Source organism: Mycobacterium parascrofulaceum ATCC BAA-614, from assembly GCF_000164135.1.
GTDB lineage: Bacteria > Actinomycetota > Actinomycetes > Mycobacteriales > Mycobacteriaceae > Mycobacterium > Mycobacterium parascrofulaceum.
The window spans coordinates 57,481-84,446 of the sequence record NZ_GG770554.1; the positions used below are offsets into that span (position 1 = coordinate 57,481).

Annotated in this window: 21 protein-coding genes and 5 pseudogenes; 18 read left to right on the forward strand and 8 right to left on the reverse strand. The window is 64.8% G+C overall.

Translation table 11 applies throughout. The features are described from left to right. Positions 1-15 precede the first annotated feature (15 nt). Positions 16-609, forward strand: a pseudogene (locus tag HMPREF0591_RS10200) (tyrosine-type recombinase/integrase); the annotation flags it as partial. Between the two features lie 117 nt (positions 610-726). On the opposite strand, the gene HMPREF0591_RS10205 reads toward HMPREF0591_RS10200, so the two are convergent. From HMPREF0591_RS10205 to HMPREF0591_RS10215, 3 genes are all read right to left on the reverse strand, one after another. Continuing rightward, positions 727-1,200 (reverse strand): hypothetical protein, encoded by a 474-nt coding sequence (locus HMPREF0591_RS10205; protein ID WP_232060653.1) that lies wholly within the window; start codon positions 1,198-1,200, stop codon positions 727-729. A gap of 113 nt (positions 1,201-1,313) precedes the next feature. Beyond that, positions 1,314-3,803, reverse strand: coding sequence for a tyrosine-type recombinase/integrase (locus HMPREF0591_RS34390; RefSeq protein ID WP_007168436.1), 2,490 nt, complete (start codon positions 3,801-3,803; stop codon positions 1,314-1,316). Further along, entirely contained in the window at positions 3,800-4,966 is a 1,167-nt protein-coding gene (locus HMPREF0591_RS10215) for a tyrosine-type recombinase/integrase (RefSeq protein ID WP_007168437.1), read from the reverse strand. The genes HMPREF0591_RS34390 and HMPREF0591_RS10215 overlap by 4 nt, the downstream gene beginning before the upstream one ends. Before the next feature lie 135 nt (positions 4,967-5,101). Here HMPREF0591_RS10215 and HMPREF0591_RS10220 point away from each other — a divergent pair. The 8 genes and pseudogenes from HMPREF0591_RS10220 to HMPREF0591_RS30850 form a co-directional block, all read left to right on the forward strand. After that, positions 5,102-5,602 (forward strand): annotated as a pseudogene (locus HMPREF0591_RS10220) (tyrosine-type recombinase/integrase); the annotation flags it as partial. Next, positions 5,599-6,126 (forward strand): hypothetical protein, encoded by a 528-nt coding sequence (locus HMPREF0591_RS33810; protein ID WP_224112849.1) that lies wholly within the window; start codon positions 5,599-5,601, stop codon positions 6,124-6,126. The pseudogene HMPREF0591_RS10220 and the gene HMPREF0591_RS33810, both read left to right, overlap by 4 nt. Before the next feature lie 97 nt (positions 6,127-6,223). Further along, positions 6,224-7,669, forward strand: coding sequence for a tyrosine-type recombinase/integrase (locus tag HMPREF0591_RS10225; RefSeq protein WP_224189100.1), 1,446 nt, complete (start codon positions 6,224-6,226; stop codon positions 7,667-7,669). Between the two features lie 26 nt (positions 7,670-7,695). After that, entirely contained in the window at positions 7,696-8,949 is a 1,254-nt protein-coding gene (locus HMPREF0591_RS10230; protein ID WP_040622298.1) for a tyrosine-type recombinase/integrase, read from the forward strand. A 38-nt stretch (positions 8,950-8,987) separates the two neighbouring features. After that, positions 8,988-11,408, forward strand: coding sequence for a site-specific integrase (locus HMPREF0591_RS10235; protein ID WP_232060665.1), 2,421 nt, complete (start codon positions 8,988-8,990; stop codon positions 11,406-11,408). Positions 11,409-11,461: 53 nt separating this feature from the next. After that, the gene (locus HMPREF0591_RS10240) at positions 11,462-11,656 is read left to right on the forward strand and encodes a hypothetical protein (RefSeq protein WP_007168442.1); all 195 of its coding nucleotides are present in this window, start codon (positions 11,462-11,464) and stop codon (positions 11,654-11,656) included. Then, positions 11,646-12,077 carry a DUF6262 family protein gene (locus HMPREF0591_RS10245; protein ID WP_007168443.1) on the forward strand — a complete coding sequence of 144 codons (432 nt, stop codon included), beginning with the start codon at positions 11,646-11,648 and terminating at the stop codon, positions 12,075-12,077. Before HMPREF0591_RS10240 ends, HMPREF0591_RS10245 begins: the two co-directional genes overlap by 11 nt. Continuing rightward, on the forward strand, positions 12,071-12,388 hold the full coding sequence (locus HMPREF0591_RS30850; protein WP_075630241.1) for a transposase: 318 nt from the start codon (positions 12,071-12,073) through the stop codon (positions 12,386-12,388). Before HMPREF0591_RS10245 ends, HMPREF0591_RS30850 begins: the two co-directional genes overlap by 7 nt. A 35-nt stretch (positions 12,389-12,423) precedes the next feature. Here the strand turns inward: HMPREF0591_RS30850 and HMPREF0591_RS10250 are convergent. The 4 genes and pseudogenes from HMPREF0591_RS10250 to HMPREF0591_RS33820 form a co-directional block, all read right to left on the reverse strand. Beyond that, a pseudogene (locus HMPREF0591_RS10250) lies at positions 12,424-12,822 on the reverse strand (transposase); the annotation flags it as partial. A gap of 143 nt (positions 12,823-12,965) precedes the next feature. Next, positions 12,966-13,133 (reverse strand): annotated as a pseudogene (locus tag HMPREF0591_RS10255) (integrase); the annotation flags it as partial. Between the two features lie 112 nt (positions 13,134-13,245). Further along, a complete protein-coding gene (locus HMPREF0591_RS10260) occupies positions 13,246-14,073 on the reverse strand; it encodes an integrase catalytic domain-containing protein (protein WP_224112851.1) in 828 nt (275 codons plus the stop codon). A gap of 25 nt (positions 14,074-14,098) precedes the next feature. Continuing rightward, positions 14,099-14,383 (reverse strand): annotated as a pseudogene (locus HMPREF0591_RS33820) (integrase catalytic domain-containing protein); the annotation flags it as partial. A gap of 334 nt (positions 14,384-14,717) precedes the next feature. Between HMPREF0591_RS33820 and HMPREF0591_RS10265 the strand changes: the two are divergent. From HMPREF0591_RS10265 to HMPREF0591_RS10305, 9 genes are all read left to right on the forward strand, one after another. After that, a complete protein-coding gene (locus HMPREF0591_RS10265; RefSeq protein WP_007168449.1) occupies positions 14,718-16,346 on the forward strand; it encodes a long-chain fatty acid--CoA ligase in 1,629 nt (542 codons plus the stop codon). 52 nt (positions 16,347-16,398) lie between these two features. Continuing rightward, the gene (locus tag HMPREF0591_RS10270) at positions 16,399-17,340 is read left to right on the forward strand and encodes a R2-like ligand-binding oxidase (RefSeq protein WP_007168450.1); all 942 of its coding nucleotides are present in this window, start codon (positions 16,399-16,401) and stop codon (positions 17,338-17,340) included. Between the two features lie 206 nt (positions 17,341-17,546). Continuing rightward, the gene (locus HMPREF0591_RS10275; RefSeq protein WP_007168451.1) at positions 17,547-17,972 is read left to right on the forward strand and encodes a Zn-ribbon domain-containing OB-fold protein; all 426 of its coding nucleotides are present in this window, start codon (positions 17,547-17,549) and stop codon (positions 17,970-17,972) included. Beyond that, positions 17,972-19,114, forward strand: a complete 1,143-nt coding sequence (locus HMPREF0591_RS10280) for a thiolase family protein (protein WP_040622299.1) — start codon at positions 17,972-17,974, stop codon at positions 19,112-19,114. The genes HMPREF0591_RS10275 and HMPREF0591_RS10280 overlap by 1 nt, the downstream gene beginning before the upstream one ends. Before the next feature lie 66 nt (positions 19,115-19,180). Continuing rightward, positions 19,181-20,074: an SDR family oxidoreductase gene (locus HMPREF0591_RS10285; RefSeq protein WP_007168453.1), complete on the forward strand. Its 894-nt coding sequence runs from the start codon at positions 19,181-19,183 to the stop codon at positions 20,072-20,074. A 30-nt stretch (positions 20,075-20,104) separates the two neighbouring features. Next, entirely contained in the window at positions 20,105-21,724 is a 1,620-nt protein-coding gene (locus HMPREF0591_RS10290; RefSeq protein ID WP_007168454.1) for a class I adenylate-forming enzyme family protein, read from the forward strand. A gap of 247 nt (positions 21,725-21,971) precedes the next feature. Then, positions 21,972-23,093 (forward strand): acyl-CoA dehydrogenase family protein, encoded by a 1,122-nt coding sequence (locus HMPREF0591_RS10295; protein ID WP_050790029.1) that lies wholly within the window; start codon positions 21,972-21,974, stop codon positions 23,091-23,093. A 123-nt stretch (positions 23,094-23,216) separates the two neighbouring features. Next, the gene (locus HMPREF0591_RS10300; RefSeq protein WP_224112852.1) at positions 23,217-24,302 is read left to right on the forward strand and encodes a transposase; all 1,086 of its coding nucleotides are present in this window, start codon (positions 23,217-23,219) and stop codon (positions 24,300-24,302) included. A 465-nt stretch (positions 24,303-24,767) separates the two neighbouring features. Further along, positions 24,768-25,985, forward strand: a complete 1,218-nt coding sequence (locus HMPREF0591_RS10305) for an acyl-CoA dehydrogenase family protein (protein WP_007168458.1) — start codon at positions 24,768-24,770, stop codon at positions 25,983-25,985. Positions 25,986-26,511: 526 nt separating this feature from the next. Here the strand turns inward: HMPREF0591_RS10305 and HMPREF0591_RS10310 are convergent. Next, positions 26,512-26,966, reverse strand: a 455-nt coding sequence (locus tag HMPREF0591_RS10310) for an ATP-binding protein (protein WP_007168459.1), incomplete at its 5' end; no start/stop codon positions are given.

Below are 26,966 nucleotides of genomic sequence, written 5' to 3' on the forward strand. Positions count from 1 at the left end.
CAGATTGCACGAGTTATCTCGCCGGTCTCGTTGCGTGAGTCGTGGACCGTTCTCGGCGACGACGATGCTCCGGTAGCGCCGGTCGACCGGTATCTGGCGTATCTGACCGACATCGAGCGATCACCGAACACGGTCAAGGCATACGCGCACGATCTCAAGGACTGGTTCGGTTTTCTCGCCGAGCGTGGTCTGGACTGGCGGGGCGTTCGGCTCGACGATCTCGGTGAGTTCGTGGCCTGGCTGCGGCTTCCGCTGCAGGCCCGGCATGGGCAGGTCGCGGTGTTGCCGTCGGTGCCGCATCATTGCACGGAATCGACTGTAAACCGCAAACTTTCGGCCGTCGGGGCGTTTTACACCCACGCTGCACGAGATGGGGTGGATGTCGGTGAGCTGCTGACCTCGTGGCAGGTCGGCGGCGCGCGCGGCGGTTGGAAGCCGTTCCTGCACCACATCAGCAAGGGCACGCCGAGGTCGAGGCGGGTGATCGCGTTGAAGACGCCGAAGAAGCTGCCGCGGGTGCTGTCGCCGGACGAGGTGCAGGCGATCCTGGACGGCTGCGGCCGGTTGCGGGACCGATTGCTCTTCGCCGTGCTCTACGACACCGGGATGTTCTCCAGGGCTCGGCCCCCGTGCGCCAGCGTGATTCTCTGAGTTTGTGCAGCTCAGAAGCTGATGTCGGAGATGCTATCCACCGCAACAGGTGTGGTGCAAGCAGACTCGCGCGTGTCATCGCAGCCGGGTTGGTGTGTTGAGTCGGGCCATGAGTTCGCGGTTGGCCGCCCGGGCTGCGGCGAGGTCTTCCTCGCGTTCGTCGAGTTGTTGCTTAAGGTCGAGGTTGTGCTGCTCGAGCTGGCTGATGCGCTGGTGGAGGGCGTCGATATCGGTGCGGGCGCCGAGCCCGGACTCGCGCCACGTCTGTTCACCGAGCGCTTCGGACAGCCGCTTCTCCAGCTGCTGGATGCGCGCGCCGAGCCGGGCGGCGCGTTCGTGGGCAGCGAGCAGATCGGCCTGCAGTGAGGCTCGGGTGACCCCAGGGCCGGTGTGCTCACTCGGGACTGGATCTGCTTGCAGCGCATGGATTTTCTCGAGCAGGTCGGGGTGTCGGTAGAGGAATGTGCGGTCAACGGCGGCGGCGCGGGCGATCGCGGTGGCGCTGAGCCGGTCGCCGGCGGCGGCGGCTTGGTCGATCGCGGCCAGCACGCGCCGGCGTCGGCGCATCGAGTCGTCGCGCCGGCCGTCAAGCATCGATCGGGTGCGTGTTGTCGACGAGACGGATTGTGCGGGTGTGTGATTCGACGTGGTAGCGGTGGTGGTCATGCGGTGGCCTCCGAGGCGATGGTTGTCGGTGCGGGTGGGGTGAGGCTGGGCATGCCCAGCGGGACGGTGTGGGCCGCGCGGTGACGGCGCACGATAGCGATCGCGTCGTCGATGCGGGCTTGCTCGGTCTCGTTGAGGTCGGCGACGTCTGCTTTGATGCGGTTGATCAGCCGCCGGATGCGGGTGATCTCCTCGTCGGTGGGGGTGGCATCGGCGCGGGCCCAGTCATCGACCCCGTCGATGGTGGCGGCCAGCCGTTCCCGGGTGCGTAGCAGATCATCGAGGTAGGCCTGCAGGTCGGGCAGGAACGCGATGTTGGTGCGGAAGTGATCGCAGCCCACGCAGCGGAACCGGACCGGGCAGGCCCCGCCGCCGGCCTTGACGTTGGTGGGTTCGGTGCAGGTGCCGTAGGGGACGGCGACCTCGCCGACGGCGTGGCGGGCGCGTTCGGATTCCAGCAGCATGCGCGCGTCACGCCAGATCCGGTTGCCGTGCCGGTCGAAACTGAGCGCGGTGACGGTGTCGACGGCGTCGCGGCGACGGTCCTCGCCGATGCGGTAGTAGCGCCGGGTCATGGAATAGCTACGGTGATCGAGCAATTCGGCCAGAACGTCGATCGGCACCCCGGCATCCGCGTGACGTTGGGCATAACAATGCCGATAGGCATAGGGCGTGACCTTGGTCTTGTCGACCTCGACCCCGTCGCGGGTGCGCAACACGGGCAGGGTCGAGATCCACTCGCGGTGCCGGTTGTCGAGCGTATCGATGCTGATCGGCTTTCGCCCCTCGGGGTTGCGGCGTGGTGTGGGCAGCAGTGTCAGTTCTGCGGGCGGGGTGTGAGGAAACATCGCCCGCACCCGGTCCTGCTGAGCGGCAATGACTTTCGCGGTAGCTTCGCCGATCGGCACACGCCGTCCGAGACGGTTGGCCTTGGCGTTGTCGTAAACCAGCACCGCCGATCCGTCCTTGTCGCGGTGCAGGCAGTTCAACGGCAAGGCGAGAATGTCCTCGGGCCGGCGCCCGGTGTCGATGCCGATCTGGGTGGCGACCCGCACCTCGACGGGTTCGAGGGCATCGAGGTGGGCGCACAGGATGGCCAGGACCTCCGGTGGCAGGTCGCGGCCGGGTTCGCCGCGTTCGGGTTCGGCGGGGATATCGCCGCGCTCGATGGCGAAATCGCCGGCCAGTCCGGCGGCTGTCTGCCCCGGCCGGGTCAGGCCGAGGGCGCGGATCCCGGCCAGCACCTCGCGCATGTCACGGCAGATGCCGTTGCGCCGGTATCGGCTGATCTCGCCGACGGACTCCAGATAAGCGAGTCGGTTGAGGAAATCCTCGATGTCGCTGCGGCCCAACGCCGAAGCGACGAGTCCACCATCGGGTCTGCGGCCGAGGAACTCCGACAGCAGCCGCAGCGCGTTGATCTTGCCGCGCACTCTCGCGGCGCCGCGACCTCGGTGGCGCGGGAGTTGTTCTGCTGCCCACCGCTTGACGGACTGGGCCAGCCAGGCCTGGCCGATCCCGGTGAACGACAAAGACCCGCGATGGCCGAAGACCGCGAGATCCCATGTGTCCTTTGCCTGTTCGCTGCCGGGATCGGCCAGAGCCCGCCGGACGTGCTGGGTCAGGGCGCTCCGCAGCGACCGCACGGACTTGTTGCGGGTGATCTCGGCCCGGTCGGTGGTGATCGAGGCGGCCTGTCGCCGGCGCAGCCCGTCGCAGAGCACCCGCAGCTCTACCTCGGTGATCTTCGCCCCGCCCCGGACGCGCTGCTGAACGCCGAACAGCACCTCGACCACCACCAGCACCGGCAGCGCGCGCAGGTTCACCCGCCCGCACTCGGCCACACCCGATTCCTGGGCTTGCCACCGATGCGAATCGAACTCAGGGTTGGTACCGAGCGCGCTACGCCAGCGCTGGTAGTGGGTGTTGCAGTAGCCGCGCGCGCTGTCGGCGGGCCGGGTGCACGCGGCCACCGCGCACGCGGGCATCGGCGGCAACGGCCGCACTCGCGGGTCGGCCAGGAACTGCTGCATCGACACCGGCGGTCGCCGCAGGCGGAACTTCTTGGCGTGCGGCTCGCACAACACCGCGTGCCGCACCGTCGGCACACACCGGCATCCCGGCACCGCGCACCGCGTCGCGGACGCGGGTTCGGCGGGCAGGCATGCGGCAGCGGCGATCTCGGCCGTGTTCATTCCCCGCCGAGTCAGGCGCGTGCAGCACCGATGACACACCGTGAGACCGGATTGCACGGTGTTCTGGCATCCCTCGGCCCGGCACACCGTCCGGCCCAACAATCGATGCTCCGCGAGCAACGACAACACCCTGGTCCGCGGATCCCACCCCGCCTCGTCCAAGAACCTGCGGTCGAGCATCCTCGCCAGCCGCGCGGCCGTGCCGATCACCACGACCCCGTCCAACACGTGCGGGGACTCGCCGCAGTCCTGCTCGACCGCGATTCTTTCAGCCAGCCCCACGGCGGTCACCGGGTCACCTGGGCCTGCTCGCGGGGACTGGGCACCGCATCCACGGCGGCCCGCAGCCGGGAGGAGTCCGGATGCAGGTAAACCTGCGACGAGGACACCGCGGCGTGGCCCATCAGGTCGGCGACCACATCGATCCCGGCCCCGGCATCAACAACGTTGCTGCCGAAGGCATGTCGCAACTGGTGGGGCCGCACCGCGACGTCGAGTCCGGCCCGCCGGGACGCCGCGGCCATCAACTCGCCGATCGCATCCGGCCGCATCGGCGCACCGATCCTGCCGCGGAACAGGTTAACGAACACGAAGTCACTGTCGGCGGCGCCGGTGACACGCATGCGTTCGAACTCGTAGACGTCGAACAGTTGCACCACAAGGAAATCCAGCGGCACCACCCGCTCCCGCCGCGACTTGGCCCAGGCCTGGTTCGGGTTGTCGTCTCGGCGCACCACATGCAGATGCGCGCGCTCGACATCGCAGCCCAGCCGCCGCGAGTCCACCAGCAGGTGCACATCGCTGCGCCGCAGCCCGCACACCTCCCCGCGGCGCAACCCGCCCCGCGCCATCAACAACACGATCAATCGGTCCCGCGCCGACCGGCACGCCCGCAGCAGCGCGACGATCTGCTCGTCGCTGGCCCGATCGATCGTCGTCTCCGGTTCCCGCAGCCGATGCCGGGCCCGCATCCGCCACGCCATCCGCCCGTCCTCGCCGCGGGCCTCCGCCGGCAGGTCCCGGTCATCGGCGACCTCATACAGCATCGACACCAGCCCCGCCGCGCCGTGGCCGGTCGCCACCGCGTGCACCACCATGCCCCGCACCGCGGTCAGCACCCCGTTGATCCGCGACGGGCCCCGCACCGCAGCAGCGCCAGGTCCGGCCACCACCACGCTCGCGGCGTCATCGACCGATGACCGGGCGTGAGCCAGCCACGTCATGAACAACGCGAAACCCTCCACACCGGCCTGCCAGGACCGGCCCGACCGGGCACACCAGCGCAGGAACAACGCGATCGAATGCGCATACGCCTTCGTCGTGGACTCGGCCGCGTCGTGGCCGAACCGCAGATGCCGCAGATACGCATCGGCGACATCAACCACCTGCAGGTCCTCATCCAGCACCGTCCAATACCGTTGCCCGGACGGCAAACTCACCGGGAATACTCGCATGGGCTCTCACTTTCGGGCCGACAGTCACAAACAACTACCAGCCACGAGCACCACACCCCCGGAGAAACGCCGAGCAACCCGCCCGATCATGTAGATCGAGCAACGTCCCGCAACAGGTCAGGAAACCCCGGAGAAGGGATGCGGATCGGCGAGGTACTTGGTTTGCGGCACAACGACATCGCCTCCGCTGAGCATGAAGTAACGGTGCGGCGACGCGACAACGCCAATGGCGCGCGCGCCAAGTCACAGACCGTCCGCACGATCCCGGTCAGCAGCGCGTTGATCCGATTGTTCGCCGACTACCTTCACACTGAGTACGGCGATCTGGACAGCGACTATGTGTTCGTCAACCTGTGGGGCCGTCCGCAGGGGCATCCGCTGACCTACGCCGCGGTCTATGACCTGGTGCGGCGGCTGCGCCGGCGGACCGGGATCGACTTCGACCCGCACTGGCTGCGACACACGGCCGCAACCCGGCTGCTGCGCGACGGAGTCAGCATCGAGGTGGTCGCGCATCTGCTCGGACATGCGCACGTGGCGACGACGACCACGACGTATGGGCACCTCACCGTGGAGGACGCTCGGCGGGTCATGGAACAGGCCGGTTGGTTCACCGATGGGCAGGTGCGGCTGTGAGGGCGCCGTCGCTCAAGCCTGCCGGCCCGTCGGGGCTGCTGGGCAAGCTGATGGCCGAGGTCCGCAACGAATTCCGCAGCAATGTACTGGAATTCGGGCCCGAGGATCCGGTGTTTGGTGGAGCCGAGTGCCGGGTTGAGGGGTGCGAGCGAACCGCCCGTGGACGCGGCCTGTGTGAAGGACATCGGCAACGGTGGCATGAAGAGGGGCGTCCGTCGCTGGAGCGGTTCGCCGTGTCGACCGATCCGCGGTGGCGGCGGCGACAACCCAACCAGCGCTGCCGGGTGCCCGGTTGCGGTTACGGCTCTGCCCGTGGCGGCATGTGCGGGCTGCACGCGCAACGATGGGAACGAGCCGGGCGCCCCAGCCTGGCGGGATGGCTGGCCGAACCACAGCCGTTCAAGCAGCCAGCGCCGGGCGCGACCTGCCGCATCCCGCATTGCGAGCTCTGGCCGCAGGGCACGTCTGCGTTCTGCCAAACCCACACCAATACCTGGAAGGGTCAACGGCAGACCCGACATTGACGAGTTCGCCGACCGCTTCGCCGCCGAAACCCCGCTGGCCAGCGAGCAGATCCGGCTCGACCGGCTGACCGGTCAGCTGAAGCTGGAACTGCAGTACGTGCTGCAACGCCGTCACGACGATCGGCAGGGCAAGCTGACCCCGGACGTGGTCATGCGCGTCGTGAAGGCACTGGCCGCAATAGGCGTGGGCTCCCTGCTCAACCACGACGAGGACATCTGGCACGACTGGGCTCGGTCGACGATCAATGACACTCGCTCCCGTGGGTTCCTCAGCTACGCATCCCGGGTGATCGCCGACCTGGCCGAAGCCGGCGGCTGGGACGCCGAATACCCGCGCGATGTCTGGCGCATGCGCCGGCTCGGCTACGACGGAGACCGCACGCTGCGGTTCGGCGGTATTCCGCAGCCGTGGCTGCGGGATCTGGCCAAGCGGTGGGCCCGGTGGCGGCTGTCGACCGGATTGGGCCTGGAAGCCGGCGGCGGCAGGCCGGTCGTTGTGCTCACCCGCTTCGCCGGGTTCCTCGCCGACATCGGCGTCGAGAGCATCGACCGGATCGACCGGCCGGTGCTGGAGCGCTATCTGGCCAACCTGCGCGGCGACTCCATCGGTGCCCAACGTCGCGGGACCCATATCGGGCTGCTCAACCGGTTCTTCGCCGCCGTTCGCCAACACCGTTGGGACACAGACCTTCCCGCAGACGCGATGTTCTTCGCCGAGGACTACCCGAAACGCGACGAACGGTTGCCTCGGGCACTGGCCGAACAGGTCATGGCTCAGCTCGAGGATCCCGACAACCTCGCCCGATTCACCGATCCTGCCCACCGGTTGATCACGATCATCTTGATGCGTTGCGGGCTACGGATCACCGATGCGCTACGGCTGCGCCGCGATTGTGTGGTCGCCGACGCCGAAGGTGCTCCGTATCTGCGCTACCTCAACCACAAGATGAAACGCGACGCGTTGGTGCCCATCGACGTGCAGTTGCGCGAGCTCACCGCCGAACATCGCAACCGCACCGCCCAGCGTTGGCCGGCAGGCACGCCGGTGTTGTTCCCACGGCCGACGAAGAACATTGACGGCACCCACCCGATCGCCAGCCCCACCTACCGGATGGCGCTGTTGCGCTGGCTGTCCGTCTGCGACATCCGTGACGAGCACGGCCAGCCGGTGCACCTAACCCCGCACCAGTGGCGCCACACCCTGGGCACCCGGCTGATCAACCGCGACGTCCCACAAGAGGTCGTGCGACGCATCCTGGACCACGACTCCGCGCAGATGACCGGGCATTACGCCCGCCTGCACGACACCACCGTGCGCCGCCAGTGGGAGGCGGCCCGCAAGGTCGACATCCACCGCACCACAATCATTTTCGACCCGTCCGGTCCGATCGCCGCGGCCGCCTGGGCCAAACAGCGCCTCGGCCGAGCCACCCAGGCCCTACCCAACGGCTACTGCGGACTGCCGGTGCAGCAGAGCTGCCCGCACGCCAACGCACCGTTGACTGAACTAACTGGCCCAGCCGCGTGGCGTGGCGCGGCGTAATGCGCCGGCCCCGATAGCTTTCGGCCATGAACCAAGAGCCAGTACAAACCAGGGATGTAGCCCGTCTTGTTGTTTCTCGCTGTGGGGAGCTCGCCTCAACCGGCGATCTGGGTGAGCCTTACCGGTTGATCGACGCCGAGGGCGCCGTCGTGGAATCAGTGGCCGCGTTTCTACGGGAGCTGCTCGCGGCTGGGCGTTCTCCAGCGACGCTGCGTTCCTACGGCATGGACTTGCTGCGGTGGTGGAGATTCCTCGGCGCGGTCGATGTCGATTGGCGCCGCGCGACGCGGATCGAAGCGCGCGATTTCAGCTGTTGGATTCAGCTGACGGTCAAACACCGGAGAAGGCCATCGTCGGACCAAGTGGTTGCAACCGTGGAGTCGGTTGGGCCGCCGAACCCCGTAACGGGCAAGGCCGCCCTCGGCCCCGGGTATGCCCCGGCGACGATCGCTCACAGCGAGACGGTGCTACGCGGCTTCTACGACTTCCAGCGTGACCTCGGTGCCGGACCGATCTTGAATCCGTTTCCCCTCGATATCGCACGTCGGTCGGAGCGGGCGAATGCCCACCACAACCCGATGGAGGCCTGGAAGCACGACCGTGTAGGGCGCTATCGCCCCAAAATGCCGCAGCGGATTCCGCGGGCGATACCCGACGATCGGTTCAACACGCTGTTCACCGCGCTGCCGTCGAATCGGGACCGAGCAATGGTTGCATTCTGGATCTCAACGGGAGCCCGCGCGTCCGAGCTGCTGGGGGTTCGCCAGTGCGATGTCGACCCAGGCCAACAACTGATCACCGTGGTGCGCAAGGGTTCCCGCGCCATACAGCAACTGCCCGCGGCGGCGGACGCATTTGTGTGGCTCCGCCTGTATCAGCAAGACCTGCAGGCCAAGTTGCCGCGTGGCCGGACCCGGCCGCTGTGGTGGACACTACGCCGACCACACCGTCCGCTGACCTATCACGCCGCGCACAGGATGTTCGAGCGGGCCAATGCCTGCCTGGGCTCGGATTGGACGTTGCACGACCTGCGGCACAGCGCCGCGATGCGGATGGCGCGGGATCCGCAGATGACGTTGAGCGACGTGCAGTGGGTGATGGGCCACGCCCACTTGACCACCACCGAGTTGTATTTGACGCCCTCCAAAGAGGAGGTCGTAGCGAGTGTGCTGGCTCACCACGCGCGGCAAGCGGCGCGGCGCGAAGATCCGGTTCCACCGCCGCCGGCGCCGGGCTACGACCCGCAGTCGCTGAGCGTCCTGTTCGGGAGGTCGATGTGACCACGATCGCCAAACACGTTGCGCGCAAACCACTTGCCGTGGCGAATGCGACCAAGACTCAGATCAGCGGGCGGAACAAGCAGCTGCGCGAACGGTTCCCCGCCCGTCAGCCCGAGCATTGTGGGGCAGCCACGGCCGGAACCGCCCAGGACACCATGGTCAGGCTGACCTCCGGATTGTTTACCTCGGATGTCAAGGGGACCCAGGCGGGTCGACGACGCGGTGTGACCAAGCTGCTGGACTGGCTGGCGACGTTTCCGGGCGACACCTGGCAACAGCGTTGGGAACTCAGTGGCGTCGAGCAGCATCCCGGCAAGACCTGGACCGGGCTCTCACTGAGGTGGCTGCAGGAGCGCGGTCAGGACGCGTCGTACGACGTCGACGATCTGGCCTCGGGCCTGCTCGTGTTGATCTGCGGCGACGTCATCCGTCCGGGTGTGCCGTGGATGCTTACCCGCACCCACGCCCGGCTGGCCGGTGCGATGGCGCACATCAGAGACCCGCAAGGGTTCGCCCAGCTGCGGCGACTCGCCGAGACCCAACCGGCCAGCTCCGCCGTCGACGCGCGGGTCGCGGCGACCAGGATCGCGACCATCCTCGCGTGCAAGGGCGGACGTGTCGCCGACATCACTGTCGGCGACTGTGTCGAACTGGTCGACACCCTGCGCCAGGTACACGCTCGCGGCGGACAAAAGAAGGTCGACTTCTACCTACGCCTGCGTGCGATTGGCATCTTCCCCGACGATGCGCCGCACACGATTCGCGCATTCGGGCAAGCCACCGGGCGACTCACGATCGAAGAATTAGTGGATCGATATCCGTTGCGTTGCCGACCCATTCGCGACCTGCTTGTCGACTACCTGCGGGAACGTCAGCCGTCGCTGGACTTCGCCAGCATCGACGCGATCTCCCGCAGCCTGGCCGGGCTGTTCTGGGCCCGCATCGAAGCCATCGCACCGGGCATCGACACCCTGCAGCTGCCCCAGGACGTCATCCGGACCTGGAAGGACGACCTGGCCACCAAGAAGCGAACGATCACCAACGCCGCCGGTGAGCAGATCGAGGTCGCAACCCCGCGACTCAACGCCAAAGACGAACTACTCCGGGTGCGAGCGTTCTACCTCGACATCGCTCAATGGGCCGTCGACGATCCCGCCCGATGGGCCCGGTGGGCGGCTCCCTGCCCGATTGGCGACGCCGAGATCCGACGAGCCAAGGAACGCAAACACCGCAAGGCTCGGATGGACCAGCGCACCCGCGAACGACTGCCTGTGCTGCCGGTGCTGGTGCGCACCGCGAACGAGCGCCGCCGCACCGCACAACAGTTCTTGCAGGCCGCTGACCAGACGGTGTCTGGAACCCTGATCCCCGGCACCGACGCCAAATTACGGAAAGCGCACGTCCCCAAAGCCATAGGCCGCCACGTCTGGGCCGACGACACGGCCACGGGCAAACGGCGCAACCTGTCCTACGAGGACGACGAGGCGTTCTGGGCGTTCGCGACGATTGAAGTATTGCGACTGACCGGCATCCGCTGTGAGGAACTGCTTGAACTCAGCCACCACAGCATCACCGAATACCGCCTGCCCTCCAGCGGCGAAGTGGTGCCGCTGCTGCAGATCGCCCCCTCCAAGACCGACACCGAACGCCTGCTGCTCGTCAGCCCCGAACTCGCCGACGTGCTCAGCGCCATCATCACCCGCCTCCGCGCACCAAGCGGTGCGATACCCCTGGTGCCGTCCTACGACACCCGAGAGCGAGTCTGGAACCCGCCGATGCCGCTGCTGTTCCAACGCGCCATCGGCAACGAGCACCGCCCCTTCACACCCAGTGCGATCCGCAAACTGCTCATCGACGCACTCGCCGCCAGCGGGCTCACCGACGCCACCGGCGAACCGCTGATTTTCTCGCCCCACGACTTCAGAAGGATCTTCGTCACCGACGCAATCATGAGCGGGCTACCACCGCACATCGCCCAAATCATCTGCGGGCACAAGACAATTGACACAACCATGGGATACAAAGCCGTCTACCCCATGGAAGCGATCGAAGCCCACCGAGCGTTCATCGCTCGCCGACGGGCAACCCGACCCAGCGAGGAGTACCGGACCCCGACCGAGGACGAGTGGGACGACTTCCTCGCCCACTTCGAGAAGCGCAAGGTGTCGGTCGGGACGTGCGGCCGCGCGTTTGGAACGCCGTGTTTTCACGAGCACGCTTGCGTCCGATGTTCGCTTCTCCGGCCGGACCCAGCGCAACGACCACGCCTGGAAGAGATCCGCAGCAACCTCGAGGACCGAATCGAGGAGGCCAAACTTCACGGCTGGCTCGGCGAAGTCGAGGGACTCCAAGTCAGCCTCGCCGGGGTGAAAGACAAACTCACTCAGATCGACACGAGCCGTCGCCTCGCGGTCGACCTCGGAACCCCCTCCCTACCAACAAATGCGCGGCCACGATGAACGGATCGCTAAGTGCCCCAGCTAAGTTCAGAGAAGCCTGTCTGACCTGTCCGATGTTCCTCACCACCGCCGAGTTCCTGCCCCAGCACCACCAGCAGCGGCAACAGAGCCTGCAGCTGATCACCGCCGCCCAAGCCCGCGGACAACAACGTCTGGCCGAGATGAACCACCAAATCCTGCACAACCTGGACAACATCATCACCGCCCTCAACGATCCACAACCAGGGAAGGCCAAACATGCCGGCTGACAACAGCATCCACCTCATCCACGCCGCCCAGCAGCGGCACGAACACACCCGCGCCAAGGCCATCGCTGCGATGCACGAACTCGACCGGACCGGCGCCCTGCTCACCTTCGAATCCGTCGCCCGCCACGCCGGTGTCTCCCGCTCGTGGATCTACACCCAAACCGACCTCAAAGACGAGATCCGCCGGCTCCGCACCCAACACCGACCCGAGCCAAGCACACCGTTACCCGCCCGACAACGCGCCAGCGACGACTCCCCGCGGCAGCGCCTCGAAATCGCCAACCGCCGCAACCGCGAACTCGCCGACGAGAACCGGCGGCTACGCCGCCAACTGGCGTGCGCCCTTGGCCAACTCCGCGACGACACCGGCCGACATCATGAACCGACGCATCGCGATTCGGTAACAATCGGGCCGTGCTAACCGCCAAGCGATATCCATCTCCAACCGCGTCATGGACACCCTCCACGACACAAACCTGCAGGTCACAACAGCTACCGCGGCCAGAACTCCAGATAACAATCGAGTCACTCAACGCCCGCTACCGACGGGCGATCAAGGCTCGCGGCCATTTCCCCTCGGAGGCCGCGGCGCTGAAGTGCCTGTATATGGTGACTCGCTCCCTCGATCCCAAGGGCACCGGCCAGCAACGCTGGGCGGTCCGCTGGAAGCCCGCTTTGAACGCGTTCGCAGTAACATTCGCCAACAGAATGCCCGACCTCAACCGAGGATAGGGAAACGCCACTTACACCGAATTCCGGATGGACCCGTCGGCGAAGTGCGCGGCCACTTCGCCGGTCGTTAATCCTTTAGCGGTCAACGACAACACGATCTCGTCGATGCCGGTCAGCCGACGTTGGCGCTTCTTGACGATCTGCGGATCGAACGAGCTGTTGGTATCGCGCGGCACCTCGATCTCGACCGGTCCGATCTCGGTGAACACCGTCTTGGCCCGGGTGCCGTTGCGGGCGTTGCCGCTGCCACGTCCGACCGGGTCGTGCTTGTCATAGCCGAGGTGCTCGGCCATCTCTGCGTCCAGCGCGGTCTCCAATACATTCTTGGTGATCTGGTTGAGTAGCCCGTTCGGGCCGACCAGCTCCACGCCCTGCTCCTTGGCCTGGGCCAATAGTTGTTCAGCGAGCTGCTTTTGATCCACCTCGGTAGCCATGGGCTCGAGTGTTTCGGACATCATCAGTCCTTCCCGCCAAGCTCACGCTCGGCGTGTCAGACCAAGGTCAGATCCACCGCTGTTCAGACAGTCCCCATCCTCAGTTTCGATTGCAGGGACCAGATCTTGTTGAGCAACAGTGCCTTTGTGTCGTAACGGTGGTAGCCGACCACGGTGCGCACGATCGCCCAGTTCTTCTGCTCGACGTGGCAGCCGTCGTTTTTGTTTCCGGGCCGCGAGCGGGTGAAGGTGATCTGGCGCCGCTCGCACCAAGCCAGCAGGTGGTGGTTGATGAACTCGCTGCCGTTATCGAAAGCCCAGGATCGGGAAGGGCATGGTGGTGGCGATCGAGGTGCCTCACCAAAAAGTGAGCGCGAAGCGTGGGCTGGTGCCTCACGCATGGTGAGCGCGTGGGGGCTTGCACTACTTCGCCTTGGCCAATCGGTCGATTGACGGTTGCAATGCTTCCAGGTCGATGTGGCGGGCGGCGGCAAGGGCGTCGGTCTTGGTCTTGGCCAGGTCCAGTAGCTGCATTTGGATGGTGTTGATCTGCCGGGTCAAATCGGCCGGGTTGATGCCCTCGATTCGGGCGGACACATGCGAAAGCTGTTGCGCATCAAGTATTCCCGATTCCTGCAGACGTTGCCACGGCGTGGCCGGCGTGTCGTAGATGCGCGTGCGGCGACTGGCCGCGGTGGTGCTGTAGCCGATGGGCTTTTTCGTCGGGGTGAAGAAGTTGCACCGCAGCGACACCAGCTTCCACAGCCGGTTGAGCAGCTCCAGCTCCTCGGAGGTGTCGTAGCGCCAGTAGAACGCGTGTTTGCGCACCACGTGGTTGTTTTTTGACTCCACGTGCGCTTGGTCGTTCTTCTGGTACGGCCGCGAGTGGGTCTGGGCGATGTCGCGGGTCTGCAGCCAGGCGGCGACCTCGTGATTGATGAACTCACCGCCGCAGTCCAAAGCGAAAATCACCAGATCGAACGGGAACCGCTGTTGCAGCTCGTCGATGCCGGCCGTGATCCACTTCGAGGCGTTGTTGCGGATCGAGAAGTTCTCGGTCCAGCCGATCACCAGGTCGGTCATCGTCAGCGTGCGGGCGAACTCGCCGATCAATGTCGGGCCGCAGTGCGCCACGGTATCGGCCTCGATCACCCTCGGGGCCTCAGGTGCCTCATCGGCGCAGGTACGGATGGCGATCGAGTTACGCAGCAGCGGCGACGGTTTGGTCGTCGAGATGCCCTTGATGCGCATCCTGTCCCAGGGCCGGTTTCAGGTAGCGGTCCAGGGTGGCCGCGCTCATCGCCTTCAGCTCCGCTGATGCCGCCTCGGTGGCGAACGGCCTGTCAAGATCACCGGATTCAGCCAGCAGCGGCAGCCACAGACCCACCATGACCACCAGGTACTTGCCGCACGGCATGCCCATCAAGGCCCACACATACTCCAGCAGTGCCCTGGCGTCGTCGCTGAAGCCCCGCGGCCGCAACGTACGCCTGTCAACCTGCTCGGCCGGGTCCGGCAGCCTCGGGCCGGTCAGCATCCGCCGAGCCGTCGAGCGGCCCATCCCCGTGGTGGACACCACCCGATCCAAAATCTTGCTCTTGTCCGCCTTCAACGCCTTGCGGTACTGACCTCGCAGTTTGTTCGCTACCTGCCGCCTCGCAGCCATGTCGATCTTGCCTTCCACATCGGGCAGGCCTTCCGGGCCACGCGCTCAAAATAGGTGAGGCACCACCGCCGGCCACGCGCTCAAACTCAGTGAGGCACGCCGGACTATTGACAATTGGTCGATCTTTGTAAAAGATTGGTAATACCGTCTGTCCGGGGTATTCGGGAGCAGCCAGTTGCCCGGTCGACGGCCGTCAGTATCCGGGAATGACGGGCAAGGGATCCACGCTATGCAAAGCACTATGCAAGACGTTCCGCTTTCTGTGACATCGATCGTCAAGCATGCCAACTCCATTCACGCCGACCGCCGCGTCGTCACACCGACCGAGTCGGGCTACCGGGCCGCGACCTACGGCGAGGTCGGCCGGCGGGTCGGTCAGTTAGCTAATGCGCTGCATGACCTTGGCGTCACCGGCGATCAGCGTGTGGCTACCTTCCAGTGGAGCAACCAGGAACACTTGGAGGCCTATTGTGCGGTGCCGTCGATGGGCGCGGTGTTGCACACGCTCAATATTCGTCTTACCGCCGAGCAGCTTGGCTACATCGCCAACCACGCCGACGACAACATCGTCATCGTCGACATGTCGTTAGCGCCGCTACTTGCGCGTTCTTTGCCGGCCATATCGTCGGTGCACACGGTGATTGCGGTCGGTGAGGGCGATCCCGAGCCGCTACGGGCGGCCGGCAAGGCCGTCGTTTCGTACGAAGACCTGATCTCGACACATCCCACCGAGTTCGACTGGCCTGAACTCGATGAGACGTCGGCCTCGGCGATGTGCTACACCAGCGGCACCACCGGAAACCCCAAGGGCGTGGTCTACAGCCACCGATCCACCTACCTGCATTCACTGGCCGTCTGCACTGGCAACGGGTTGGGCATCGCTGAAGCCGACCGCATCTTGGCTATCGTGCCGATGTTTCAAGCCAATGCGTGGGGCCTTATCTATGCCGCGCTGATGGCGGGGGCCGAACTGGTACTCCCGCACCGATGGCTACAACCTGGAGCGCTGGTGGCCATCATCGAGGACACCCGCCCGACCGTGGCCGGTGCGGTGCCCACAATCTGGAATGACGTCCGGCACTTCCTGGGCTGCGAGCCCGGTCATGACATCTCGTCGCTGCGTCTGGTCGCGTGCGGCGGATCGGCGGTACCGGTGTCACTGATGCGCGGCTTCGAACGCGACCACGGCGTACCGATCGTGCAGGCGTGGGGAATGACCGAAACCTCGCCGCTGGCCACGGTGGCCAAACCGCCGACTGGGCTCGACGAAGACCAACAGTGGGCGCTGCGTGCCACCCAGGGCCGCCCGATATGCGGCGTGGAAATCCGGCTGCGCAACGACCAGGATCGCACCCTGCCGTGCAACGGAGAAGCGGTCGGCGAGATCCAAGCCCGCGGGCCGTGGGTAACTGGCTCTTATTTTCGCGACGACGACGCCGACAAGTTCGACCAGGGGTGGCTGCGCACTGGCGATGTCGGCCACGTCGACGAGCATGGCTTCTTGACGCTGACCGACCGTGCCAAAGACGTCATCAAGTCCGGCGGGGAGTGGATTTCGTCGGTCGAATTGGAGAATTTGCTGATCGCCCATTCCGGGGTACATGAAGCCGCGGTCATCGGTGTGCCCGACGAGAAGTGGCAGGAGCGTCCACTCGCTCTAGTGGTGGTCAAACCCGGCGCCGATATCACGCCAGATGAGCTACGTGCCTTCTTAGACGGCAAAGTCGCTACGTGGTGGATCCCGGAGCGCTGGGCCTTCGTCCCCGAAATCCCGCGAACCAGCGTCGGTAAATACGACAAGAAAGTGCTTCGGGCATGTTACACCGCCGGTGACTACAACATCGTGGAATTCGTCTAGCGACCAAGGTTCGCTAGACCCGGCAATGCAGCCGAATAATTAAGGAGGTTACATGGCAACCACACGTTACCATTCGCTGGGTGCCGGCGGGCTGAACTGGGAAAGCGTGCCACTCAGGCTGTTCGCTGGCGGCATCGCCAAACTCTGGGACCCCGCCAATATCGACTTCTCCCGCGACAGCGCCGATTGGGAGGCGCTTTCCGACCGCGAACGCGTGTACGTCACCCGATTGTGCGCGGGCTTCATTGCCGGAGAGGAAGCAGTCACCCAGGACATCCAGCCGTTCATGGCCGCAATGCGGGCCGAAGGCCGGCTCGGCGACGAGATGTACTTGACGCAGTTTGCGTTCGAGGAAGCCAAACACACCCAGGCGTTCCGCTTGTGGCTCGATGCCGTCGGGGTGCGCGACGACTTACATAGTTTCCTCGATCAAACTCCGGCATACCGGCAGTTGTTCGACGAGGAACTTCACGAATCGCTCAACACGCTCTATGTGGATCCCTCGCCGGCTGCCCAGGTTCGCGCTTCGGTGACGTACAACCACATCATCGAGGGCATGTTGGCGCTGACCGGCTACTACGCCTGGCACAAGATCTGCGTGGAGCACGGCATTCTTCCCGGCATGCAGCAGCTGATTCGGCACATCGGCGACGACGAGCGACGCCACATGGCATGGGGCACTTTCACCTGCCGGCGCCACGTCGCTGCCGACGACACCAATTGGACGGTGTTCGAAACGCGCATGAACGAACTCATTCCGCTGGGGCAGCGCCTGATCGACGAGGGTTCTGCACTGTATGGCGACGACATACCCTTCAATCTGTCAATCGACGAGATGAGGACCTATGCCACCGACAAGGGGATGCGCCGGTTCAGCACGATCAGCAGCGCCCGCGGGCGACCGCCCGAGGAAATCGACCTCGACTACTCGCCACTGCAGCTGGAGGACACCTTCGCGGACGAGGACGCGAGGGTGCTGGCCGGTTCGGCCTGACTTCGACGAGATCGGCGCCAGTGCGTAAAAACGCGGAATTTTTGCGCTGGAGTCGATTCGGCACTGCGAGTACCAACACTGCTCCAGCTTAGTTGCCGTCGCCGGTGCCACTATCTCGGCACGCTTCAAAGATCCGCGATGGCGCAACGCTCCAAGCGGCGGCGAGGCCAGTCATTGACCGCACGACCCGGAGGAGACGACACACGATGCGTCGACCACTTGAGGACGGCTACTTCACGATGCCCAACGGCGATGAGCAGCCGCGGTTGATCGGTTCCTATAGCCCTGCTGCCGACAAGTACTTCTTCCCCCGCCGCCGCCGCTGTCCGTTGACGGGCGGCCCGGTCGAGGATGTCCTGCTGTCACCAACCGGCGAACTGTACGCCTGGACCTACGTCGAGTCGGCGTGGATGGGCAAGTCCCGGTTCGGCTCCACAGGCGACGGGCACGGTGTCGGCCAAGTTGACCTACCGGAGGGCGTGCGCGTGCAATCCATCCTGCGTGGCGAGATGGGCGACTGGGAGATCGGCATGCCCATGCAGCTTGAGGTCTACCCCCTCATGACCGATGCCGATGGCACTGAGCTGTGCTCGTTCCGCTTTTGCCCTACTCGACGGGGGGCATCTCGGTGATGGCCCGCGACGTCTATGTGATCGGCGTGGGGATGGCCCCGTTCGGCCAGCCGGACGCCAACGCGGCCGACTTGGGCTTCGGGGCCGGTGTCAACGCGCTCGGTGACGCCGGCATCGGCTTCGATGAAGTCGGCTACCTCTACAACGGCTACATCGGCGCCGGTCTGCTCACGGGTGTCACCCTTGCGAAGGATCTCGGGCTTACCGGCATCCCGATCACCCACGTCGAGAACGCGTCGGCCACCGGATCGTGCGCCTTCCATGAGGCGGTCCAGGTGGTGGCGGGGGGGAGCGTCGATATCGCGATGGCGCTAGGGTTTGACGACCTCAATCGCGCCACTCGAGCTATCGGGGGCAGCAAGCCCGGCATTGGCCAGGTGATCCTCCCGGCGGCGTTTTTCGCCATGTGGGCGACACGTCGCATGCACGAAGTGGGCACGACGGTCGAGACCTTCGCCGCCATCGCGGCAAAGAATTGGAACCATGCGCGGCTGAATCCCTACGCGCAACGTCGGGCCGACCATGAGGTCACCGTCGAAGAGATCCTCGCCTCGCGCATGATTTCCTACCCGCACACTTCGAAGATGGCCTGCGCCGCTGGCTCTGGGGCTGCGGCCGCGATCGTCGCGAGCCGCGAGGCGGCAGAGCGCGTGGCCGGTTCACGCCCGCTGGTGAAGGTGGTCGCCAGCCAGCAGCAGTCCGAGCAGTTCGTTGACGGCCACATTTTCATGGGTGCGGTCGTCGGTCCGGGCGAGCTCACCGCGGCCACGGCAAAGGCCGCCTACGACGAGGCCGGTGTCGGGCCGGCCGACCTCGACCTCGCCCACGTGCACGACGCATTCCCCATCGAGGAACTGATGTATTACGAGCTGCTCGGGGTGTGCGCGGCTGGGGAGGGGGACAAGCTCGTCTCCGAGGGCGCGACCAGCCTGGGTGGTCGTATCCCGTTCTCGACCGACGGCGGGCTGATCGGGCGCGGTCATCCCGGTGGGCCGACCGGCCTGGCCCAGATCTGGGATGTGACACGGCAGCTGCGGGGCGAGGCGGGCCCGCTGCAGGTCGAAGGCGCTCGAACCGGGCTTGCTCACATGATGGGCGCGGGCTCGGTCTGTGTCATCCACATCCTGCAGGCCGGGCGGTGACGTCATTCAACACATCCGATAAGAGAGAAATCGCCCTGCGGGGCGACAGCATGGAAGGGAAATCGCGTGGCTGAGCTTAGCTTCGACGGGAGGGTCGCCATCGTGACCGGGGCGGGAAACGGTCTCGGCAAGGAGCATGCGATGCTGCTTGCATCACGCGGCGCGCGCGTGTTGGTGAACGATCTCGGCGGCAGCGTCGCCGGCGTCGGCGCGGACCTGACCGCGGCGGAGGCCGTCGCTCAGGAGATCGAAGCCGCCGGCGGTATCGCGGTCGCCGATGGTCACAGCGTGGCGACCCGAGAAGGTGGGGCGGCCATCGTGCAGGCGGCTCTCGACGCCTTCGGGCGGGTCGACATCGTCGTCAACAACGCGGGCATCCTGCGCGACAAGTCCTTCCACAATCTCACGCCGGAGCTACTCGATCCGGTGATCGATGTCCATCTCTACGGCACCATCTGGGTGACCCAGCCGGCGTTCCTCAGGATGCGCGAGCAGGGCTACGGCCGGATCGTCAACACCTCCTCCGCCGCCGGGATTTTCGGCAACTTCGGTCAGACCAACTACGGGGCCGCGAAGATGGGGGTCATCGGCTTCACACGGGTGCTCGCCCAGGAAGGCGCGAAGTACAACATCAAGGTGAACGCGATCGCGCCGATGGCGCGGACCCGGATGACCGAGGAACTCCTCGGGCCGATCGCCAAGAAGCTGGACCCGGCACTGGTCGCCCCGGTCGTCGCGTATCTCTGCCATGAATCCTGCGATCTCACGTCGAGGATCTTCTCCGTTGGGGGCGGGCGAGTGGCCGAGATCTTCATCAGTGTGACGAAGGGCTTCTCATCGCCGACGCTCGATATCGAAGCGGTCCAGGACAACCTTGAGGCGATCTGCGACCGAGAGGGATACCAGACTCCAACGCAGGCCAACGACGAGATCGGCCTCGTGCTTCAAGCGCTCGGCTGAACACGTACGTACGTTGAGGAGGACCATGCCATGGCCGTGATCGACCTGCTGCGCCAAGCGGTAGAGGACCGACCGGACAAGACCGCCGTCATCGCCGAGGACGGCGCGGCCACTTTCCGCGAGCTCGACGCTGCCAGCAGCCGGGTCGCCCAGCAATTGCACGCCGCTGGGGTGAGCCGCGGTCACAAGGTGGCGATGCTGCTCGCCAACGACCAAGCGATGCATTTCAATGCAGTGTATTTCGGCATCCACAAACTTGGTGCCGTGCCGGTGCCGCTCAATACCCGGTGGGCAGCGCCGGAAAAGCTGTTCGTGCTTGAGCACAGCGACGCCGTGGCGGTGATCACCGGTCTCGCCCACCGGGAGGTTCTGGTTGCGCTTGCCGAAGGCGAATCTGTCGAGATCGGCGGCCGTCCCGGTAGCTTCCAACTTGAGCACTTCTTCGTGACCGGCAGCGAGGCGCTGGATGGATTCACCCCCCTGGGCGACGTGGTGGGCGCGGGCTCTGCGGACGTGCCGCTCCTCGAGCCTTCCCTGAGCGCCGACGACCCGGCGGATCTGCTCTATACGTCCGGCACCACCGGGATGCCCAGGGGCGTGCTGGTGCCCGAGGGCAACCTCGCCGACGAGCCCGGCCAGGCGAGCCTCGGGCAGCTTCTCGGCGCGATGTTCGGCGAGAGCCTGCTTCATGCGGTGCCCTTGTTCGGTTTCACGGGCTGCCATGGCCTGATGCTGCTAAGCATTCGTGCCGGGGTCACGCAGATCGTGTTGCCGCGTTTTGATCCCGAGCAGTTGCTCGCGGCGATCGAGCGCTACCGCGCCACGTCGATCATGGGTGTGCCGACAATGCTGAATTTGGCCATGAAGCACCCCACGGTGGGTGATCACGACTACAGCTCGCTGCAGCTCGTGTTTTTCGGGGCGGCGCCGATCCAGCCCGACACCGTGCGCAAAATGCGGCAGGTGTGGCCCGGAGCGAAGATGCTGAACGCTTACAGCCTCACCGAGGCCGGTGCCGGCGCGGCCTGCATCCTCGGTCCCGACCCAGATGACATCCTTGCCCGGCCGGGCTCGGTTGGCAGGCCCGTAGGATGCGAGGTTGTCGTCGTTGATGACTACGATAACCCACTCCCCCCAGGCAAGGTCGGCGAGATCTGCTTTAAGTCGAAGATAGCTCGGCGCAGCTACTACAAGGGGGAGCAGCCCACCGCGGAACTTTGGAGCGGTGGACTGTTGCACACCGGCGACGTGGGTTATGTCGCTGACGATGGCTACGTCTATCTGACCGAGCGCAAAAAAGACATGATCCTGCGCGGCGGCTACAACATCTTCGCCATCGAGGTCGAGCGCGTGCTGCTCGAGATGCCCGAGGTGCTCGAGGCCGCAGTCATCGCGGTGCCGCATTCGGACCTCGGTGAGGATCTCCTAGCGGTGATCGCGCCCAAGCCCGGGTTCAGCGGCGGCGAAGGCGAACTCACCGCGGAGCGGATCAACCAGTTCTGCCGCCAGCACCTCGCCGACTACAAATGCCCGCGCCACATGGTCGTAGTGGACGAGCTACCGAAGAACGCCATGGCCAAGGTCATGAAAAACGAACTCCGACAGCGCTTCCGAGATCACCTGTTCGATCAAGGGGCCGAAAACAAATGAATGCTCCTTGAATATCGGCTTAACAGCGCGACGGCGGCCATTCCGAGCAGTGTCCGGCGCATAGCCACAGAAGAACCGTAAAGCGAGCGGATGGGGACGGCGGAAGATGCCAAGGCCGGTGAGACAGTGCTTACGCGGAATTGATGAGCGCTTCGGTGTGTGGATTGGTCGATCCAGGCGACGGTAAGGCCGTCCCTATTTCTTTTCGCGACAACAACTGTTTGAAGAGAAGATGAGGTGCCATGTCATGGATTTCATGCTCAGTCCAGAACAGGACGATTTCCGCCAGACTATACAGCAGTTCGTTACCGAACTGTCACCGCTGGCCAAGGTTCGCCAGGCGGTAACAACTGCGCCGGGATATGACATCGACCTTTGGTCTCGCATGAGTCGGGAACTGGGGCTGCCGAGTCTGCTCGTACCGGAGGAGTACGGCGGTGCGGCAGCAACGATGATCGAGGCTGCTGTCGCCATCGAGGAGCTTGGACGCGGCATCGTGCCGTGCCCGCTGTTCGCGACCGTCGCGCTCGGTGTCGCGCCGATCTTGATCGCGGCCAGCCAGGAGCAGAAGAGAGAACTGCTTCCAGAGATAGCCGCGGGCGCTCGTACAGTCACGACTGCTATCAATGAACCGGGTTGCGTTGACGGCTTCGGTGCTGTAGCCATGCGAGCGGCGACAAATGGCGACGCCGTCACGCTGTCTGGGACCAAGATTCATGTGATCGACGGCCATAGTGCGGACACCCTGCTGGTGCTCGCTCTGCCGCCCGGTGACTCCGCTGAGCCGGCATTGTACCTCGTTGACGGTAACGCCGTCGGCCTCACCCGTACACGCGTCGAGACCCTGGACATCACCCGACCGCTGGCCACCCTGACCTTCGACGCCGTCTCTGCGGTTCCCTTGGCTGGCGCGCACGGCGTCGCGCCCATACGCCGTGCGTTAGATGTCGCGAAGACGTTACTCGCAGCGGAGATGGTTGGTGGCACCGAGGGCGCTATGACCATGTCCGTCGAATACGCCAAGGTGCGTCACCAGTTCAATCGGCCCATCGGCTCCTTCCAGGCGATCAAGCACCGATGCGCCGAGATGGCAATCGAACTGGACAGTGCTCGTGCAGTCACTCTCTACGCGGCTCATCTGGCAGCGGAGGAGAGCGCTGACCTCGCCAAGGCGGCCCCCATTGCCGTGGCAACCGCCGCGGCCGGATTTGACTTCACCGCATCGTGGAATGTGCAGATTCACGGCGGGATCGGGTTCACCTGGGAGCACGACGCACACCTCTACTACCGGCGGGCGAAAGCCGACCGGGTACTGCTGGGCTCAGTACGCGAGCAATGGCTCGAGGTCGCTGACCGCATCGGGCTCTAAACACCGCCACATACTTCGTCGGCACGAACAGAGAAAGATGACATGTGGATGGGGACCCCCTCAGCTCAGACGCTCGTTGATATAGGCGTTAGAGGAATTTTTCAGGAGCTCGAGGAGGTCCCGATGACGATGGTAGGCGGTTTCGACGTGCGGCGACAGCAGATCACATTCGATTACGTCGATTATGACGGCTTGTTGCGCTGGGGTCAGATCGGTCCGGCGACCCGGAAAGCGTTGCGGAACTGGCTGGCTGAGCACTGCAGCGATGGGGACGGCCAGTTCGCGCTGGAGGGCTGCCCGGGGTGGCGGTATGTGTGCGAGGAGCTGGCCGCTGCTGGGATCTGCGCGCACCTGGGGGATGCGGCCGAGATTGCCGTCTTACCGGAGCCCAAGAAGCGCGCCAAGACCGACCGCGCCGATACTCGGTTGCTGCGTACGCTGTTGTTCGAGGACCGGTTCCCCGAGTCGTGGATCCTACCCGCACACATGCTGGAGATCCGCACGCTGGGCCGGTTGTACTACACGTTGATGGACGAGCGGCGGGCCTGGCAGCAGCGCATCCATGTCCAGCTGTTCCATCAGGGCTGTCCACCGATTCGGGCGCTGTTATCCGGCGCAGGCCGCGCGGCGCTGGACAGCGTCGACTTGTCGGCGGCGGGCCGGCGGTGCGTTGACACTGCGCTACGGCGCATCGATCAGCTAAGCACCGAGATCGACCCGCTGCCAAGCCAATTAGTCAACTTCGCCCGACGCCAAGCCGGGTGTCAGGCAATGCAGCGCCATTACGGCATCGGTTGGTTGTGCGCGGCGATCATCTGGTCCGAGGTCGGTGATGTCCGCCGATTCAGCAGTTCCCATCGGCTGGTGCGGTTTGCTGGGCTGGATGTCACCGTGTACTCCTCTGATACCAAACGCTCACCAGGGCACCTGTCGCGAGAGGGCTCACCCGAGCTGCGCTGGGCGGCGTTTGAGGCAGCCGAGTGCGCGAGCCGGCGCCGTTCCCTTGATTACGGTTACTACCACAAGCTGGCAGCCAAGCGCGACGGCCACAACGGCAAGAATCCCCACCCTGGCGGTGGAACGCAAAATTCTGCGCCGATGCTATCACCCGCTGCGTGCGTTCGAAGATGGCGCCCTGGCGCTGCCAGTCCCCGAACGCCAGGAGGTGGCCTCTTAAATGATGCGTTGCGCGCCTGCCATGCCCATTAATCACCTGATGCTAATCACCTGATGCCTGCGGCCAGCGCCCGTGTGGTTCCTGTCGCCACTCCGCTGTTGGGTGGACTTCCCGGAAAGATTGAGCGGCCGCGCCTTCGTTGCCCGCACGTCGGGCACCCCATCGATCATCAAGTTGCCGGATATCGTCCGTGGACTCAGATAAGGCTGGGCGCCGGCACACGCGACGCGCGTCTTTCGCCCCACATTTATGCACCGGAGGGCAGCAGATGACTTGAACCACACCGTCTTTTCCTGTTCCCCGGCGGCCAAGTATGCGGCGGATCCTCGTCGGTCTCAAGGTCGTTCGTCCTCGCTACGCTGCGGGCGCTCCGCCTTGACCCCGACCGCGGTCCACCGCCTTCAAGCGGTCGAAAACGAAGCAAAACACGCAAAAAATAACCCAATGGATCCACCTTTACGCGGGTCCTCAACACAGATAAGGGACGACGATTCGATATGGACCTGTCTTATCCCCCGTCAGCTGAGGCGTTCAGGTCACGAGTGCGCGACTTCATCACCGCGAACGTCCCTGCCGACTTCGCTGGAATCGGGGCGTTGGATCAAACCCGGCGGAAGGAGTTCATCCGAGAGTGGCGGAAGACGCTCGCGGACAACGGCCTACTCGCCGTGTTGTGGCCAAAGCGATATGGCGGAGCGGGACTGACCCCACTCCACCAAGTCGTGCTGGCCGAGGAGTTTGCTCGCGCCGGGGTACCCGCCGGAACTGAGAACGACATGTTCGGGATTCAGCTGCTTGGCAACACGCTTGTCGTCTGCGGCACCGAGGACCAGAAGAATTGGTTCTTGCCGCGAATTCTGTCCGGTGATGATCGGTGGTGCCAGGGGTTTTCCGAACCCGACGCGGGATCGGATCTGGCCAGCCTGCGGACGAGAGCGGTTCTTGATGGCGACGAATGGGTCATCAACGGGTCCAAGATCTGGACTTCAGTGGGACACCTCGCCAACTGGATCTTCGCACTGTGCCGCACCGACATGGATGCTCCCAAGCACCGGGGGATCTCATTTCTGCTCGTGCCGATGGATCAGCCCGGCGTGGAGGTTCGACCCATCAAGAATATAGTGGGCCAGTCGATGTTCAACGAGGTGTTCTTCACCGACGCCCGAACCGCTGCAGACAACGTTGTCGGGGAAGTGAACGCAGGATGGTCGGTGGCCATGACGCTGCTGGGTTTCGAGCGTGGAACAAGTGTCACCACCGACGCGATTCGCTTCCAAGCTGAGATCGACCGGCTCTTCGAGCTGGCGAAAGAACGAGGTAAGACTAACGACCCGCATATCCGTGAGCAGCTCGCTTGGTGCTATGGTCGCGTCGAGATTATGCGGTGTCGTGGGTATCAGGCGTTGACGCGCTTCTTACACGGTGAGTATCCAGGTCCCGAGGCCGCGATGACCAAGATCCTCTGGAGCGAGTTCTTCCAACGCGAGACCGAACTGGCGATGGAGATCCTCGAGACGGACGTGTTGACGCTGTCGGGCACGGGAACGAACGGCGCCTTGGCGACTGCGGATGTCGGAACACCGAATTCGTCGCTCGCGTGGGTTGAGTCGGCATTGGCGGCGCGAGCCGCCACGATTTATGCGGGCAGTTCACAGGTGCAGCGCAATATCATCGGCGAGAAACTGCTCGGCCTGCCCAAGGAACCGCGCCTCTAGGATCCGAACAATGCCGGAGCCCGTAGACACCAGTAGTGCCGCTTCCGGTAGATGGGCGGCCATCTCGAATGCGGAATACCTGCGCAAGTGGCTGGGCCTTGGTATCGCGATCGGCACTCGGCGACGCCTGAAAACTGACCCCGTGTCGACGCAGATTTTGACCCCTTCGACCGATTCTCGGCTTGGGCCGAGAGGAGAAAGGAGTTGTTGTCAGTGGACGATTGGCTGAGATCCGCAGACCGCCGCTGTTGAAGATGTTGCCGAAAAGCGGTTCTCCGCGCAGCGGTCACCGTGCCGGTGATGGGTGCGACCAACCGATAATCCATTTTGATGATCATCACCGGCTCGTCGTGACGAAGTATCTTGCGGGAACAGCGGATGACACCGGACCGGATCCGCAGCGTCTTAGGACGATGCGGGCTTGCTCTTTGAGCAGCAAGGCCTCTGTCAATGGCCATTTAGAAGTGTCGCTTGCCAGGGTGATGGGGCCACCTGATTGCCAGGGGGATGGGACCACCGTGGCGCGTTATTGAGGAAGCTCGTCGTCGTGGTCTGGGTCAAGCTGGCTGGGTCGGGTGCGTTGACGGTAGGACGGTCCTTCGATGACGAGGGTGTGGGCGGTGGCCGTGAGTCGGTCGATCGCTGATTGGGCCAGCAGGGTGTCGGCGGTCATGGTCAACCATTCGGAGGGTTCTCGGTTGGAGGTCACGATGGTCGTTTTGGCGCGGTGGCGTTCGACGATGATTTCGTAGAAGTCGCTGGTCTCTGTGGCGCCGAGGGGTCTGAGCGCAAAGTCGTCGATAATGAGGACGTCGATGGTGGTGAGTCGGCGGATCTCGGCGTCGACGGTGTTGTCCAGGCGGGCGGCGCGCAGCCGGGTGAACAGCTTGTCGGATCGGGCGAACAGTACGGAGTTGCGTCGGCGAATTACCATGTGTCCCAATGCTGTTGCCAGATACGTCTTGCCTACTCCGACCTCGT